The organism is Sphingomicrobium lutaoense, assembly GCF_014195685.1.
In the GTDB taxonomy this organism is placed as follows: Bacteria; Pseudomonadota; Alphaproteobacteria; order Sphingomonadales; family Sphingomonadaceae; genus Sphingomicrobium; species Sphingomicrobium lutaoense.
Map to the genome: position 1 here is coordinate 277,653 of NZ_JACICF010000001.1, position 14,883 is coordinate 292,535.

General features: G+C 65.0%; 18 protein-coding genes. 2 read left to right on the plus strand and 16 right to left on the minus strand.

Annotated features, from left to right (window positions below; translation table 11 throughout):
* Position 1: 1 nt before the first annotated feature.
* The 16 genes from FHS50_RS01325 to FHS50_RS01395 form a co-directional block, all read right to left on the minus strand.
* Positions 2 to 733 (minus strand): lysophospholipid acyltransferase family protein, encoded by a 732-nt coding sequence (locus FHS50_RS01325; RefSeq protein WP_183932547.1) that lies wholly within the window; start codon positions 731 to 733, stop codon positions 2 to 4.
* A 1-nt stretch (position 734) separates the two neighbouring features.
* A complete protein-coding gene (locus tag FHS50_RS01330; RefSeq protein WP_183932548.1) occupies positions 735 to 1,157 on the minus strand; it encodes a Fur family transcriptional regulator in 423 nt (140 codons plus the stop codon).
* A gap of 90 nt (positions 1,158 to 1,247) precedes the next feature.
* Positions 1,248 to 1,673 (minus strand): Ros/MucR family transcriptional regulator, encoded by a 426-nt coding sequence (locus FHS50_RS01335; protein ID WP_183932549.1) that lies wholly within the window; start codon positions 1,671 to 1,673, stop codon positions 1,248 to 1,250.
* Between the two features lie 102 nt (positions 1,674 to 1,775).
* Positions 1,776 to 2,255 (minus strand): ribosomal protein S18-alanine N-acetyltransferase, encoded by a 480-nt coding sequence (rimI, locus tag FHS50_RS01340; RefSeq protein ID WP_183932550.1) that lies wholly within the window; start codon positions 2,253 to 2,255, stop codon positions 1,776 to 1,778.
* Entirely contained in the window at positions 2,255 to 2,869 is a 615-nt protein-coding gene (gene tsaB, locus FHS50_RS01345) for a tRNA (adenosine(37)-N6)-threonylcarbamoyltransferase complex dimerization subunit type 1 TsaB (protein WP_183932551.1), read from the minus strand. The genes rimI and tsaB overlap by 1 nt, the downstream gene beginning before the upstream one ends.
* Before the next feature lie 82 nt (positions 2,870 to 2,951).
* Complete coding sequence (locus FHS50_RS01350) at positions 2,952 to 3,530, minus strand: NifU family protein (protein ID WP_183932552.1); 579 nt, start codon at positions 3,528 to 3,530, stop codon at positions 2,952 to 2,954.
* 30 nt (positions 3,531 to 3,560) lie between these two features.
* Positions 3,561 to 4,487, minus strand: coding sequence for a 3-hydroxyisobutyrate dehydrogenase (gene mmsB / locus FHS50_RS01355; protein WP_265569276.1), 927 nt, complete (start codon positions 4,485 to 4,487; stop codon positions 3,561 to 3,563).
* Positions 4,475 to 4,951 (minus strand): hypothetical protein, encoded by a 477-nt coding sequence (locus FHS50_RS10810; RefSeq protein ID WP_265568882.1) that lies wholly within the window; start codon positions 4,949 to 4,951, stop codon positions 4,475 to 4,477. Before FHS50_RS10810 ends, mmsB begins: the two co-directional genes overlap by 13 nt.
* Entirely contained in the window at positions 4,948 to 5,727 is a 780-nt protein-coding gene (locus FHS50_RS01360; protein WP_183932553.1) for an enoyl-CoA hydratase, read from the minus strand. Before FHS50_RS01360 ends, FHS50_RS10810 begins: the two co-directional genes overlap by 4 nt.
* A 3-nt stretch (positions 5,728 to 5,730) precedes the next feature.
* On the minus strand, positions 5,731 to 6,783 hold the full coding sequence (locus FHS50_RS01365; protein WP_183932554.1) for an enoyl-CoA hydratase/isomerase family protein: 1,053 nt from the start codon (positions 6,781 to 6,783) through the stop codon (positions 5,731 to 5,733).
* A gap of 8 nt (positions 6,784 to 6,791) precedes the next feature.
* On the minus strand, positions 6,792 to 7,934 hold the full coding sequence (locus FHS50_RS01370; RefSeq protein WP_183932555.1) for an acyl-CoA dehydrogenase family protein: 1,143 nt from the start codon (positions 7,932 to 7,934) through the stop codon (positions 6,792 to 6,794).
* A gap of 45 nt (positions 7,935 to 7,979) precedes the next feature.
* On the minus strand, positions 7,980 to 8,369 hold the full coding sequence (locus tag FHS50_RS01375; RefSeq protein WP_183932556.1) for a hypothetical protein: 390 nt from the start codon (positions 8,367 to 8,369) through the stop codon (positions 7,980 to 7,982).
* A complete protein-coding gene (locus FHS50_RS01380; protein ID WP_221184813.1) occupies positions 8,369 to 8,812 on the minus strand; it encodes a hypothetical protein in 444 nt (147 codons plus the stop codon). Before FHS50_RS01380 ends, FHS50_RS01375 begins: the two co-directional genes overlap by 1 nt.
* A complete protein-coding gene (locus tag FHS50_RS01385; RefSeq protein WP_246332910.1) occupies positions 8,805 to 9,188 on the minus strand; it encodes a RidA family protein in 384 nt (127 codons plus the stop codon). The genes FHS50_RS01380 and FHS50_RS01385 overlap by 8 nt, the downstream gene beginning before the upstream one ends.
* Before the next feature lies 1 nt (position 9,189).
* Entirely contained in the window at positions 9,190 to 9,558 is a 369-nt protein-coding gene (locus FHS50_RS01390) for a cupin domain-containing protein (protein ID WP_183932558.1), read from the minus strand.
* Between the two features lie 4 nt (positions 9,559 to 9,562).
* Positions 9,563 to 11,062 carry a CoA-acylating methylmalonate-semialdehyde dehydrogenase gene (locus tag FHS50_RS01395; RefSeq protein ID WP_183932559.1) on the minus strand — a complete coding sequence of 500 codons (1,500 nt, stop codon included), beginning with the start codon at positions 11,060 to 11,062 and terminating at the stop codon, positions 9,563 to 9,565.
* A gap of 200 nt (positions 11,063 to 11,262) precedes the next feature.
* Here FHS50_RS01395 and FHS50_RS01400 point away from each other — a divergent pair, with 200 nt between their 5' ends.
* Positions 11,263 to 12,582, plus strand: coding sequence for a M28 family peptidase (locus tag FHS50_RS01400; protein ID WP_221184857.1), 1,320 nt, complete (start codon positions 11,263 to 11,265; stop codon positions 12,580 to 12,582).
* A 70-nt stretch (positions 12,583 to 12,652) separates the two neighbouring features.
* Positions 12,653 to 14,881 carry a ribonuclease R gene (gene rnr, locus FHS50_RS01405; protein WP_183932561.1) on the plus strand — a complete coding sequence of 743 codons (2,229 nt, stop codon included), beginning with the start codon at positions 12,653 to 12,655 and terminating at the stop codon, positions 14,879 to 14,881.
* Positions 14,882 to 14,883: the final 2 nt, after the last annotated feature.

The following is a 14,883-nucleotide window of genomic DNA, read 5'->3' on the forward strand; positions in this document are numbered from 1 at the left end:
CCTATAGGCTGCTTTGCCGCTCGGATGAAGCGCCCAGCGCCACGACGATCCGTTGCCGCCCTTCGCCGGCCATGGTCTTGCGGTCAGCGGCAGGAAGCGGCGGCAGCATGATCACGTCGACATGGATGGGGCGCCAGCGCGACAGGATGCGAACCGCATTGTCGATCCCCCGCTCGGGCGCGGTCCATCCCACGAACGCCCGGTCCTCGCGATAATCGAGCGCGACGGGCATCACCACCGCATCGGCGGGCAAGGGCGTGGCGGCGGCAAGCAGCGAGGGGCGAAAGGGCAGGACGTGAAGCCCGTCATTGGTGGTTCCCTCGGGAAAGATGGCGAGCGGAAGGTCATGGTCGAACCGCTCGGCGATGGCATGGACCTGCCGCGCCACTCCGCGCCGGTCGTCGCGCTCGATGTAAAGCGTGTCGCGCTGGTCGGCGAGCCAGCCGGTGAGCCAATGGTCCTTCACTTCGGCCTTGGACACGAAAGCGCATCCCGTCGCGCTGCCCAGCACCAATATGTCGAGCCAGGACTGGTGATTGGCGAGCAACAGGCTCCGGCGCGGCGGAAGCGGCCCCACGCGCCGCACGCGAAGCCCCATGATCCACCCCGCGACATGGAGAAAGAGGCGCGCCACCGCGCCGCTCCCGAACAGCGTGCGAACAATCAGGTGGGGAAGGGCAAGAAGCGCCAGCGCGAGGGCCAGAAGGATGACCCGAAGGACAAGGAGCGGCAAGCTAGCTGTCGCGTTCCACCGCGACGCCATACAATTCCATGCGGTGGTCCACGAGGCGATAGCCCAGCCGTTCGGCGATCCTGCGCTGCAATTCCTCCAGCTCCTCGTCGACGAATTCGACGACTTCGCCGGTTTCGACATTGATGAGATGGTCATGGTGCGCATCGGACGCCGCTTCGTAGCGCGAACGCCCGTCGCCGAATTCATGCCGCTCGAGAATCCCCGCTTCCTCGAACAGGCGCACCGTCCGGTAGACGGTGGCGATCGAGATATTGGGGTCGACCCGCGAGGCGCGGCGATGCAGCGCCTCCACGTCGGGATGGTCCTCGCTCTCGCCCAGCACCTTGGCAATGATGCGGCGCTGCTCGGTTATTCGCAGGCCCTTCTCGGCGCACAGGGCTTCGACATCGATGGTACGGCTCATGGGCAATGAGATATCGACGCATCGGCAAGTTGAAAAGGGGCGCGCCGCGCTTTTCCGCCGCACGCCGCCATTTTCGTAAAAAGCACGGCGCTATTTCTTGCGCTTGCCACGCTTGGCCTTGGTGCCCAGCCCGATCTTCTTGGCCAATTGCCGGCGCTGTTCGGCATAATTGGGAGCGACCATCGGATAATCGGGGGAAAGCCCCCATTTCTGCCGATATTCGTCGGGCGTCATATTGTAATGGGTCATGAGGTGGCGCTTGAGCATCTTGAGCTTTTTGCCGTCCTCGAGACAGACGATATAGTCGGGCTTGATCGACGCGCGCACCGACACCGCGGGCTCGAGCTTTTCTTCGGCCTTCTGCGAGCTCTCATAATGTTTCGACAATGAGGAATGCACATTGTCGATAAGCTGCGGCAAGTCATTCACCGCGACCATATTGTTGCTGACATGCGCGGCAACGATGTCCGCAGTTAAAGTGATGAGCGTGTCATCAATGACTTGTTCGTCCGACATTTTTGATCTTTCCGAGCATTGGAGTGAACGCGTCTACACTGGCGGCGCATTACTGCCCCCATCCGAATAGCACAAGTGAAACGGCTTGATGAGTCCGAAAGTCTAGATCGTTTTTACATACGTAAGGGCGTCGATCCGCTCGCCTTCATTGCCGCGATAGTAACGGCGCCTGCGCCCCGCCAGCTTGAACCCCGCGGCTTCGTAGAAGGCGGTCGCCCGGTTGCCGTCGCGCACCTCGAGGTGAAGGCGCGACGCACCCTGCTCGCCAGAGGAATCCTCGAACTGGTCGAGCAGCATCTTCCCCACGCCCTTGCCCTGCGCCTCGGGATCGACCGCGAGCAGAAGCAGTTCGGCTTCGTCGCTGATGGTGCGATGCAGGCTGAAGCCGAGCGTCCGTCCGCCCGTCTTGGCAAGCACCAGCGACACCCCGCTCATCGGCAGGATGCCCGCGCATTGCGAGCGCGACCAGGCCTCGCCATGGTGCGGATCGAAGGCGCGGTCCATCACCGCCATGACATCGTCGAGATCGTCGAATTCGCCGCGCAGCAGCATGACATGGTCCTGGGGCCGCGCCGTCGCCATCACACCGCTGCCTTGGGCTTGGCGTCGGGCGGGCGCCCGTAAAGCGGCTTGGGCGCCAGCTTGCGCAGGTCCTCGGGCAGGTCGAGCGCGCAGCCCGCATCGGGCCAGCCCTCGCGCGCTTCGCCGCTCCCCCGCGCCGCGATCAGCGTCGCCGCCCCCGGGCCGAGCAGCAGCGGCGCGCCGATTTCTTCCGCCGCCGCCTCGGGCGCAAGGCTCCGGTGCGGGCCGAGCTGAGTAAGGTCGGGGCCATCGAATTCCTGCACGAACAATTCGCCATGCCCGCCGGGCACCACTGCGGCGCGTGCGCCGGGCTCCTCGCCCGCACTCGCGGCAATCAGCGCCAGCGACGACATGCCGTCCAGGGGGATGTTCCAGCCGATCGCAAGGCCCTGCGCTGCGGCAATGCCGACGCGGATGCCGGTGAAGCTCCCGGGCCCCACGCCGACCAGGATGGCGTCAGGCTGCCTCCCGTCGAGCAATTTCTCGATCATCGGCACCAGCCGCTCGGCATGGCCCCGCCCGATCACTTCCTGCTCGCGCGCCATCAGCCGCTCGTTCGCACCGAAAAGCGCGACGCTGCAGGCGGCGGTGGACGTGTCGATCGCCAGGATCATCGACGAGACTCCCTAAAGGCCCTCCGAAGGCCGTACGACAATGGGACATAAATGGCGGAAAAGCGCAAGCCTCGGGCGGCTGTCAGATCGCTTCGACGCTCGTCACCTCGGGGACATAATGTTTCACCAGCCCCTCGATCCCGCGCTTGAGCGTGATGGTCGAGGAAGGGCAGCCCGAACAGGCCCCCTGCATGGCAAGATAAAGCACGCCGTCCTTGTAGCCGCGATAGACGATGTCGCCGCCATCCTGCGCCACTGCGGGCCGGACGCGCGTCTCGATGAGGTCCTTGATCTGGTCGATGATGTCGGCATCGGCAGGATCGTCCTCGAAGGCCATTTCCTCGCTCGGCGCGACATGGATATCGGCGGCGCTGCCCGGCTTGAACAGCGGCGCCTCGGTGACGAAATGGTCAAGCAGGATCTGGAGCACTTCAGGCTCGAGCTGCGTCCATTCGACCGTCGGCGCGGCGCTGACCGACACGAAATCGCGCCCGAAATAGACGCCATCGACCATGCCCGTCGCGAACAGCGCTTCGGCAAGTGGGCTGGCCTCGGCGCTTTCGGGGGTCGGAAAATCGCGTCCGCCGGCCTCCATCACCGTGCGTCCGGGAAGGAATTTGCGGGTCGCCGGATTGGGCGTGGCTTCGGTCTGGATCAGCATGGGCCTGATGTGGGGTCGATGGCGGGGCGATCAAGCCTCGCCATTCTCGCCCGGTGCCTTCCAGCTGTCGTCAAGCATCTTGATGATCGCCGAGAAATCCTTGCCCGCGCCGCCACGGTCGACGAAGCGGCTATAGAGTTCCTCCGCATGCGCCCCCATCGGGGTATAGGCCTCGTTATTGTCGGCGGCTTCCATCGCGAGCTTCAGGTCCTTGAGCATCAGCGCCGCGGCAAAGCCGCCTTCATAGTCGCGGTCGGCAGGCGTTTCGGGACCGACGCCCGGCACCGGGCAATAGCTGGTCATCGACCAGCTCTGCCCCGAGGCCTTGGAGGAAATGTCGTAGAAGGTCTGGAGGTCGAGCCCCAGTTTCTCGGCCAGCGCAAAGGCTTCGCAGGTCGCCACCATGGTCGCGCCGAGCAGCATGTTGTTGCAGATCTTGGCGGCCTGCCCCGCGCCGGGACCCCCGGCATGGATGACCGCCTTGCCCATCTTGTCGAGAATGGGCTGGGCGCGCCCGAAGCCGTCTTCGCTTCCGCCCACCATGAAGGTCAGCGTGCCCGCATCGGCGGCGGCGATCCCGCCCGAAACGGGCGCATCGACCATCGTCAGTCCCGCCTCGGCGGCCTTGGCCTCGACGTCGCGCGCGGTGGCGACGTCGATGGTCGAACAGTCAATGAGGATCGCCGACTTGTCGGCATGGGGAATGACGCTCTCGGCGTAGACGGCGGCGACATGCTTGCCCGCCGGCAGCATGGTCACCACGGCTTCGGCGCCCTTGACCGCGCTCGCGGCGTCGCTGGCAGGGGTGCAGCCCTTGTCGCGCGCCTTGGCCATCGCCTCTTCCGAAAGGTCGAAGGCCAGGACCTCATGTCCCGCCTTGGCGAGATTGGCGGCCATCCCGCCACCCATGTTCCCAAGTCCGATGAAGGCGATCTTCGCCATGCTTACTCTCCTGATGTTTCCTGGCCAGCGGGCTGACCGAGATAGGCTTCGATGTCCAGACCGTCGGCGCCCGTCGCGGCGACGAAGGCGTCGCGCTCGTCGATGATCACGTCCATGTCCCAGACGCAGATCGACTGCCGCTCGTTGGCAGGCGCGAACTTCGCGCTCCCTGCGGGCGCAACCCAGGTGACGAGCTTCAACTCGTTATGATTGTCCCACCGGCCGCACACCAGATAGTCGCCCACCGGGGCCTGGTGGAAAATGACGAAGCCGACGCCCGGGCGGCGCGCATCGCTCGGCGGCTGGGGCAGGGCAGGGGCGATGGCGTCCTGCCATCCCGCGAAGCGGCCGGGATCGAATGTCTCGCCCGGCGCCTCGATCGAATGGCATTTGAGCCGATAGCCATGCGCGCTCTCGACCCCCAGCCGCCGCGTCGGGCGCGGCGGAAGGTGCGGGTTACCGAGCGCGCGGAGGCTCATTTGCCCTTCCAGTTCCCCGGCCGCTTCTCGACAAAGGCCTTCATGCCCTCGGACTGGTCCTCGGTGCCGAACAGGCCGTGGAACAGCCGCCGCTCGAACTTGATGCCTTCGGCCAGCGTCATTTCATAGGCGGCATTGACCATTTCCTTGTTGGCCATCGCTGCCAGCGGCGCCATTCCCGCGATCGTCCGCGCGGTGGCCATCGCTTCGTCGAGCAGTTTGTCGGCAGGCACGACCTTGGCCACCAGCCCGCTCGACAGCGCTTCTTCGGCGCCCATCATCTCGCCGGTGAGGCACATGTGCATCGCCTTGGCCTTGCCGACCGCATGGGTGAGGCGCTGCGATCCGCCCATTCCGGGCGTCACGCCCAGCTTGATTTCGGGCTGGCCGAACTTGGCGCTGTCGGCGGCGATGATGAAATCGGCCATCATCGCGACTTCGCAGCCGCCACCCAGCGCATAGCCCGCCACCGCCGCGATCCACGGCTTGCGCGTCGCGGTGACCTTTTCCCAGCCGCCGAAGAAATTCGCCTTGTACATGTCGGCAAATCCCTGGTCCTGCATTTCCTTGATGTCGGCGCCTGCGGCAAAGGCCTTTTCCGAACCGGTGAGGACAAGGCAGCGCTGGCTGTCGTCGCCGTCATAATCGGCAAAGGCCTCGATCAGTTCGCCAAGGACCTGGCTGTTGAGGGCATTGAGCGCCTTGGGCCGGTTGAGCGTGACCAGCGTCACGCCATCGGACTGTTTCTCGACGAGGATCGTTTCATACTGGCTCATGGCTTAGCTCTCCGGGAAAGGGGTCCAACGTTCGGATGCGGTGAGGGGAGCGAAGAGTGCATCGACCAATTCGTCGCTGACCGCTTCGGGCGTGGGCGGATCCCATTGCGGCGCATTGTCCTTGTCGATGAGCAGCGCGCGCACGCCCTCGATGAAATCATGCGTGCGCACCACCTTGGTCGCCAGCGCATATTCGGCCTGCATTTCCTCGGCGAAATCCTCGCGTCCGGCGCCTTCGCGCACCAGCCGCAGCGAGACCTTGCACGATAGCGGGCTCTTGGCGCGAAGCGTCGCCAGTTCATTCTCGGCCCAGTCGCTTTCGCCCGCTTCCAGGCTGGCGATGATGTCCTCGAAGGTCGCATGCTGGAAATGCTTGGCGATGCGCGGCATGCTTTCGGCGATGCGCGCTTCGGGCGGGGTCGCCGATGCCGCGCCCAGCATTCCCTGCAGCCGTTCGGGCGCCGAGGCGATCCGCTCCTTGAGCGCTTCGAGTTCGCTGCTCTCGACATAATGGGTGGCAAGACCGAGGTCATAGCATTCGGCCCCGTCCATCCGCGCACCCGTCAGCGCCATGAATTCGCCGACATGGCCCGGAAGGCGCGACAGGTAGCGCCCGCCGCCGACATCGGGGAAAAGCCCGATCCCCGTCTCGGGCATCGCCAGCCGCGTATTCTCGGTGGCGACCCGATAGGTGCAGGGCAGCGAGATGCCCACGCCCCCGCCCATGGTGATGCCGTCCATGAAGGCGGCAACGGGCTTGGGATAGGTGAAAAGGAGATGGTTGAGCCGATATTCGGCATGGAAGAATTCGGCCGCCGCGCGCCCGTCTTCCTTGCCCGACTTGTAAAGGAGAACGACATCGCCGCCCGCGCAGAAACCGCGCCCCTCGGCATGGTCGATGATGACCGCGTCGATATCGGGATCGCTCCGCCATTCGAGCAGTGCCGCGCTCATCGCTTCGCACATGTCGAGGGTGAGGGCATGGATCGCCTTGGGGCGATTGAGGCGGATCCGGCCCAGTCGGCCTTCCCGCAGGATCAGCACATTCTCGCTCATCTCGGTCCCTACTGGCGCAGCATTTCGCGGCTGACGATCAGCCGCATGATCTGGTTGGTGCCCTCGAGGATCGAATGGACGCGAAGGTCGCGCCAGAACCGCTCGATGGGATAGTCCTGCAGATAGCCATAGCCGCCGTGCAGCTGCAGCGCCCGGTCGACCACCGAGGAACCGGTGTCGGTCGCGAGCCGCTTGGCCATCGCCGCGAACTTGGTCTTGTCGGGCGCATTCTCGGTCACCTTGACCGCCGCGGCATAGAGAAGCACGCGGGCGGCCTGCAATTCGGTTTCCATGTCGGCCAGCATGAACTGGGTATTCTGGAAATCGGCGATCGACTTGCCGAACTGCTTGCGATCCCTGGTATAGGCGATCGCTTCGTCGAGGCAGCGCTGCGCCCCGCCCAGCGAACAGGCACCGATGTTGAGACGACCGCCATCGAGGCCCATCATCGCGATACGGAAACCCTCGCCCTCGCCGCCGATGCGGTTAGAGACCGGAACCCGCACCTCATCGAAATTGACCTGCCGCGTGGGCTGCGAATGCCAGCCGAGCTTCTTCTCGTTGGCGCCGAAGCTCACGCCTTCCATGTCCTTCTCGATGACCAGCGCGCTGATCCCCTTGGGACCCTCCTCGCCGGTGCGGGTCATTACCACATAGACCTCATTCTCGCCCGCGCCCGAAATGAAGGCCTTGGACCCCGACACGACATAATGGTCGCCGTCGCGAACCGCCTTGGTCTTGAGCGCCGCCGCATCCGACCCCGACGAAGGCTCGGTGAGGCAATAGCTCGCCATCCGCTCCATCGTGATCAGCGAGGGCAGATATTTGTCCTTCAGCTCCTGGTCGCCGAACCGGTCGATCATCCAGCTCGCCATGTTGTGGATCGAGATGAAGGCGCTGGTCGACGGGCAGCCATAGGCCATCGCTTCCATGATCAGCGCCGCCTCGAGCCGCCCGAGCCCGATCCCGCCCGATTCCTCGGACACGTAGATGGAGCCGAAGCCGAGCTCGGCGGCCTGCCGGATCACGTCCTTGGGAAAGATATGCTCCTCGTCCCATTTGCCGGCATGGGGCGTGATCGCGTCGGCGGTGAATTTCTGCGCCATTTCGAAGATCTGGCGCTGATCGTCTGTAAGGTCGAACTGGGTCATGGCGCGGCCCCTAGCACCGCAATTCGGGGTTGGGGAAGGGGGTGGTTAGCGGCAGCGCAGATAGACCGTGCGCCGCGCCCGATCATCGGGGCTGCGCACCAGCTCCTCGCCATCGACTTCAACAACCTCAGAAACGCCTTCGGAATTGGTGAAACGGAACCGCCCGCCGCCCATGATTTCGGCCAGCGTCGACAATTCGCCGCGATAGGCAAAGCCCTGGTCGAAAAGCTCGACATATTCGTCCATGTAGAGATTGTCGGGATCGCAATCGGCATGGCTCGCTCCGTAAAGCCCTTCATGCCGCGCCAGCGCCGAACGGTCCGAAAGGTCATGCGCCGCCGCCGCCTCGACCGCCTCGCCCGGCACCGCCTGCGCCTCTTCCCGCTCGCACGCGGAAACGAGCAAGGCCATCACCGCAAGGTGCCAGGGCCGCATCAGGCGGTGCAGCGATTGTAGCTGAGCGACCCGGTCAATTGCTGGTCATCGAGATCGCGGCGAACGAGGCTCTGCCCGTCCTCCTCGACTTCGAGCGCGATCTTGCGGCTCCACTTCTGCCCCTCGCCCTCGAATTCGAAAATGGCGATGAGGCGATGCGGCTCGGCCTCGCTGATCTCGTCGAGCATCGCGGTGGATTCGTAGAAGACGAGCCGGTCGGCCTCGACTTCCATCCGGCCCTTGGCATCGCCGCGGCTGTCGTCACAATCGCCGGGCGTCATGCCCCAGGTGCCGCGCAGTTCGCGCGGGATCTCGTCGGCCATCACCGCATCGGCCTGCGCCCCTTCCCCGACCGAATCGACGGGAGGCGGCGCAACCTCGCTTTCGCTCGAACAGGCGCCGAACAGAAGGAACAGGGGGAGTAGATAGGACTGTCTAACCATTGCCGACCAACGCCTCGGCCTCGATTTCGACCCGCCATTCGTCGCGTAATAGCTGCTTCACGACGACCATGGTGGCGGCGGGCCGAACGTGGCCGAAAAACTCGGCATGGACCTTGCCCACCGCATCGCCATCGGCGGCATCGGTGATGAACATGCGGGTGCGTACCACATCGCTCGCCGCGCCGCCCAATTCCTCGATCGCCTGCACCGCGATGGCAAAGCATCGCCGCGCCTGCGCCGCCGCATCGCCCGGTGTGGAGCTTCCGTCCGTCTCGACCGGCCCCGTCCCCGCGACGAGGATCCGGTCCCCCACGCGCACCGCGCGCGAGAAACCGTAGAGCGCTTCATAAGGCGAGGTACCGGAGGTGCGCTCCAATTCAGCCCTCGCTCTCGGCATAATCGTCGGCGCCGAGGAAATGGAGCGAGACATAAGGCTCCTCGCCCAGGACGCGGCTGTCGTGCGGATGGGCGGGAACGTGGAAAAGATCGCCTTCGCGCATCTCCACGCTTTTCCCGCCCTCCATCTCGGCAGTCGCGCAGCCCGACACCACCAGCCCGACATGCTCGACGCGGCAGAAGGGCTCGCCCATCGCCTTGCCCACATCCTTGGCCCAATGCCATCCGGGCTCATAGGTAGCCCGCCCGATCGTCATCCCGCCCAGCCGGACGATTTCGAACCGCCCCTTGGGAAATTCGCGCACCTCGTCGGGCCGCTCGAACCGCTTCAGAATGACTTGGGCGTCCACCCTCTTACCCCATCGTCGGGATGACGAAGGCTTCCTTGTGATCGCCTTGCGCGCTGCCGTCGGGCCAGCGCTGGGTCACCGTCTTGATCTTGGTCCAGAAGCGCACGCCCTCCGGGCCATGCTGGTTGACATCGCCAAAGCCCGAGCGTTTCCAGCCGCCGAAGGTGTGATAGCTCACCGGCACCGGAATGGGCACATTGACCCCGACCATCCCGACATTGACCCGCGCCGCGAATTCACGGGCGGCGTGGCCGTTGCGGGTGAAGATGGCGACGCCATTGCCATATTGATGGTCGCTCGGCAGGCGCACCGCTTCATCGAAGCTGTCGGCGCGCACCATCTGGAGGACGGGGCCGAAAATCTCTTCCTTGTAGCTTTCGAAATCGGGCTTCACATGGTCGATGAGGGTCGGCCCCACGAACCAGCCGTCGGTGCCCTGCAGCGTCAGCCCGCGCCCGTCGACGACGATCTCGCCGCCTTCCTCGGCGCATTTGGCGATCCAGCCCTCGACCTTCTCCTTATGCTCGCTGGTCACGACGGGGCCGTAATGGGCGTCGGGGTCGGTCGAGACGCCGACCTTGAGGCTTTCGATCGCGGGGACGAGCTTGTCGCGAAGCCGCGCCGCGGTGTCCTCGCCCACCGGGACCACGACCGGAAGCGCCATGCAGCGCTCGCCCGCCGACCCGAAGGCCGCGCCCGTGAGATCGTTGACCACCTGGTCGAGATCGGCGTCTGGAAGGACGATGCCATGGTTCTTGGCGCCGCCGAAGGCCTGCACGCGCTTCCCGTTGGCGGTGCCCTTCGAATAGATATATTCGGCGATCGCGGAGGAGCCGACGAAGCTCACGCCCTTGATGTCCTCATGGTCGAGAATGGCATCGACCATTTCCTTGTCGCCATGCACGACGTTGAGGATGCCGTCGGGAAGACCCGCTTCCTTCATCAGTTCGGCAAGTCGCAGCGGAACCGAGGGATCGCGCTCGGAGGGCTTGAGGATGAAGGCATTGCCGACCGCGATGGCGGGGCCGAACATCCACATCGGGATCATCGCGGGGAAATTGAACGGGGTGATGCCCGCGCCGATGCCAAGCGGCTGGCGCATCGAATAGACATCGATGCCGGGGCCCGCGCCCTGCGTATATTCGCCCTTCAGAAGATGCGGAATGCCGCAGCAGAATTCGATCACGTCGAGGCCGCGCTGCACGTCGCCACGGCTGTCGGCGATCACCTTGCCATGCTCGGAAGACAGCATCTCGGCCAGTTCGTCCATATGGGCTTCGACCAGTTCCTTGAACTTGAAGAAGACGCGGGCGCGCTTCTGGGGGTTGGTCGCGGCCCATTCGGGCTGGGCGGCCTTGGCGGCGTCGATCGCCTGCTGGAGAAGCGCGGCGTCGCCGAGGCCGACTTCGGCCTGCTGCTTGCCTTCCGACGGGTTCCACACCTGGTGGGTGCGGCCGCTTGCCGATACGTGACTGCCGTTGATGAAATGGTCGATGCTACGCATGATTTTCCTCGTGCCTGACTGGTTTTGCGGCTTGCCCTAGCCAAAGCTTGGCACAAATGCCAGTTGATGCAGGCCCAAAGGAGATTGCCATGCGTCTGACTGTTCTCGCTCTCGCCCTTGCCACTTCCACCGCCGCTATCGCGCACCCGCAGGAAGCGCATCAGCATGCGCCCGCGAAGGCGCAGGAAGCCGGCCACCAGATGATGCACGAAGCCCGCGACAAGGCTCTCCTCGAAGCCGCCTTCGAGGTGGACGAAGCGCGGCTGCGCGCCGACATCGACCGGCTGGTCGCCTTCGGCACCCGCCACACTTTGTCATCACAGGACGATCCCGAACGGGGTATCGGCGCGGCGGTCAGCTGGGCGATGGATGAGATGCGCCATGACGGCCTCACAGTCGAGAGGGTGTGCGACACCGTCACCGGCGACCGCATCCCTACGCCCACGCGGGTCTGCAACGCGGTCGCGATCCAGCGCGGCACCGAGCGGCCCGACGACGTGGTCATCATCACCGGCCATATCGACAGCCGCGTCACCGATCCGCTCGATTTCACTTCGGACGCACCGGGCGCCAATGACGATGGCTCGGGCACCGTCGCGGTGATCGAGGCCGCGCGCATTCTCTCGAAAAGGCAGTTTCCCGCGACCATCGTCTATGCCGCGCTGTCGGGCGAGGAGCAGGGGCTGTTCGGGGGACGCATCCTTGCCGACCATGCCGCCGCGGAAGGCTGGAACGTGATTGCCAATCTCAACAATGACATCATCGGCAACAGCTGCGGCTCGGACGGCCATTGCGAACCGGACGTTGTCCGCCTTTTCTCCGAAGGCCCGCGCCGCCAGGGCTATGACGAACGCCTCGGCGCGATGCAGCATCGCCTCGGGGGCGAAAATGACGCGCCCAGCCGCAACCTCTCGCGCTATCTCGATGCGCTCGCCGAGCGGCTGCCGCAGCTCGGGCTCGACGTGCGGCAGATCTGGCGCACCGACCGCTGGGGGCGGGGAGGCGACCATATCCGGATGCTCGAAAAGGGCTTTCCGGCGGTGCGCTTCACCGTCGCGGTCGAGGATTATGACCATCAGCACCAGGACCTGCGCACCGAGGACGGCACTTTCTACGGTGATGTCGCGGCCGAGATGGATTTCCCCTATCTCGCCAAGGTCACGCGCCTCAATGTCGCCGCGCTCGCCGCGCTGGCCAGCGCGCCGCCCCCGCCCTCGGGCGTGAAGGCGAGCGGCGCGGTCTCGACCGATACCGAGGTCAAATGGAACGCGGTCCCTTCGGCCGATCATTACCAGGTCTGGATGCGCCGCACCGATGCCGCCAATTGGGAAAAGCATGGCCACATTGCCGCGACTGCCTGCACCGACGGGCAATGCTCGGCGACCCTCGACGGCATTCGCGTCGACGACTGGATCTTCGGGGTGGCGGCGGTCTCGAAGGGCCATCATGCCAGCCCCGTGGTCGCGGCAGTGCCGGGCGGCGATTTCCGCCCCATCGAGGAAAGCGGAGAGGACGATTGAGCGGTTCTGAGGGGAGGGCATTTTTGGCGCCGCGATTGAACCATGGCGCCCCCTCCCGCATTGGCAGGACATGACACGCCAATCGAAGGGGCTTCCGACCCCCAAGCAGATCCTGGAATTCATCGAATCGAGCGACCAGCCCGCGGGCAAGCGCGAGATCGCGCGCGCCTTCGGCATTCGCGGCAATGACAAGATCGCCCTGAAACGGATGCTGCGCGACATGGCCGACGAAGGGTTGATCGACCATTCGCCGGGCCGCGCCTTTCACAAGATGGGCGGCGTGCCACGCGTCACCGTGCTTCGAGTGGTGTCGGTCGATGACGGGCAGGTCTGGGCCGAACCCGAAAACTGGCAGGCCGAAAGTCCCAAGCCGCGCCTGCGCGTTCAGCAGAAGGGCAAGCGCAGCGCGCTCGCGGTCAACGACCGCATCCTGGCTCGCACCGAAGAGGCGGGGAAGGGCCATGTCGCTCATGTGATGAAGAAGCTCGCCCGCTCGGCCGAGATGCTGATGGGCGTGGTGCGCAAGGAAGGCAAACGCCACTTCCTTGCTCCCATCGACAAGAAGCAGCGCACCCATTTCGAACTGTCGGACCTGGGCGATGCCGAGGTCGGGGACCTGGTGCTCGCCGAACCGGCGGGCAAGGAAAAGCGCAATGTCGCCAATGTCGATGCGGTGCTCGGCGATCCCTTCGCGCCCAAGAGCTTCTCGATGATCGCCATCCACAAATATGGCATCCGCCACGAATTTCCCGAGGCCGTGCTCAAGGAAGCCGAAAAGGTCGCAAAACAGCCGCTCGGCTCGGAGCGCGAAGACCTCACCCATCTGCCGATCGTCGCGATCGATCCCGTCGATGCGCGCGACCATGACGATGCCATCTGGGCCGAACCCGACGAGGATGAAGGCAATCCGGGCGGCCACAAGGCGATCATCGCCATCGCCGATGTCAGTTACTATGTCCGCCCCGGCAGCGAACTCGACAAGGAAGCGCGCAAACGCGCCAACAGCGTCTATTTCCCCGACCAGGTCGTCCCCATGCTTCCCGAGCATCTCTCGGCGGGCATCTGCTCCCTGAAGGAAGGCGAGGACCGTGCCGCGATGGTCGCCCATCTCACCCTCGACAGCGGCGGCAATATCAAGGCGTGGCGCTTTACCCGCGCCAAGGTGCGGATCGCCGCCAACATTGCCTATGAGGATGCGCAGGCCGCGATCGACGGCGAGAAAGGCCGCGTCGACCCCGACCTCGTCGAAAAGGCGCTGAAACCGCTGTGGCAATGCTGGAAGGTCCTGCTTGCCGCGCGCAACTCGCGCGAACCCCTGGACCTCGACCTGCCCGAACGGCGGGTCGAACTCGACGAAAAGGGCCGCATCATGTCGGTCGCTCCGCGCGAACGGCTCGATGCCCACCGGCTGGTCGAGGATTTCATGATCGCCGCCAACGTCGCCGCCGCCAAGGCGCTCGAACGCAAGAAGGCGCCGGTGATGTATCGCATCCACGAAGTGCCCGACCGCGACAAGCTGCTGACGCTCAAGGATTATCTCAAGACTTTCGATGTCGAGTTCGCGCTTGGCCAGGTGGTGAAGCCGCAGACCTTCAACCGCATCCTCGAACGGATCGGGCCCGACCATGACAATCGCACCGAGATCACCGAACAGATCCTGCGCAGCCAGATGCAGGCCCGCTACGGCCCCGAACCGCTCGGCCATTTCGGCCTGGCGCTCGGTTCCTACGCCCATTTCACTTCGCCCATCCGCCGCTATGCCGACCTTCTCGTCCACCGCTCGCTCGTCACGGTGTTCAAGCTGGGCGAAGGCGGACTGCCCAAGGGCGAAGCCGAGGAATTCGGCCGCATCGGCGAGTTGATTTCGATGCTCGAACGGCGCGCGATGGAGGCCGAGCGCGAGACCGTCGACCGTTATGTCGCTGCCTATCTCGCCGACCAGGTCGGCCAGATCGTCCGCGCCCGCATCACCGGCGTGCAGCCCTTCGGCTTCTTCGCCACGGTCGAGGAACTGGGCGGCGACGGCCTCGTCCTCGCCAAGACGTTGGGCCGCGAATATTTCCGATACGACGAAAAGCGCCAGGCGCTGATCGGCGAGGACAGCGGCGAGGAATATCGCGCCGGCCAACGCCTCGAACTCAAGCTCGTCGAAGCCGACCCCGCCTCGGGCGCGCTTCGCTTCGAACTTCCCGAAGGCAGCTATGGCGGCGACAGCCAGGATGCTCCGCGCAAGCGCGGCGACCGCCGCCGCGGCGGGCGCAAGCCCCATCCCGGCAAGCGGCCAAAGCGCAAGGGCTGAAG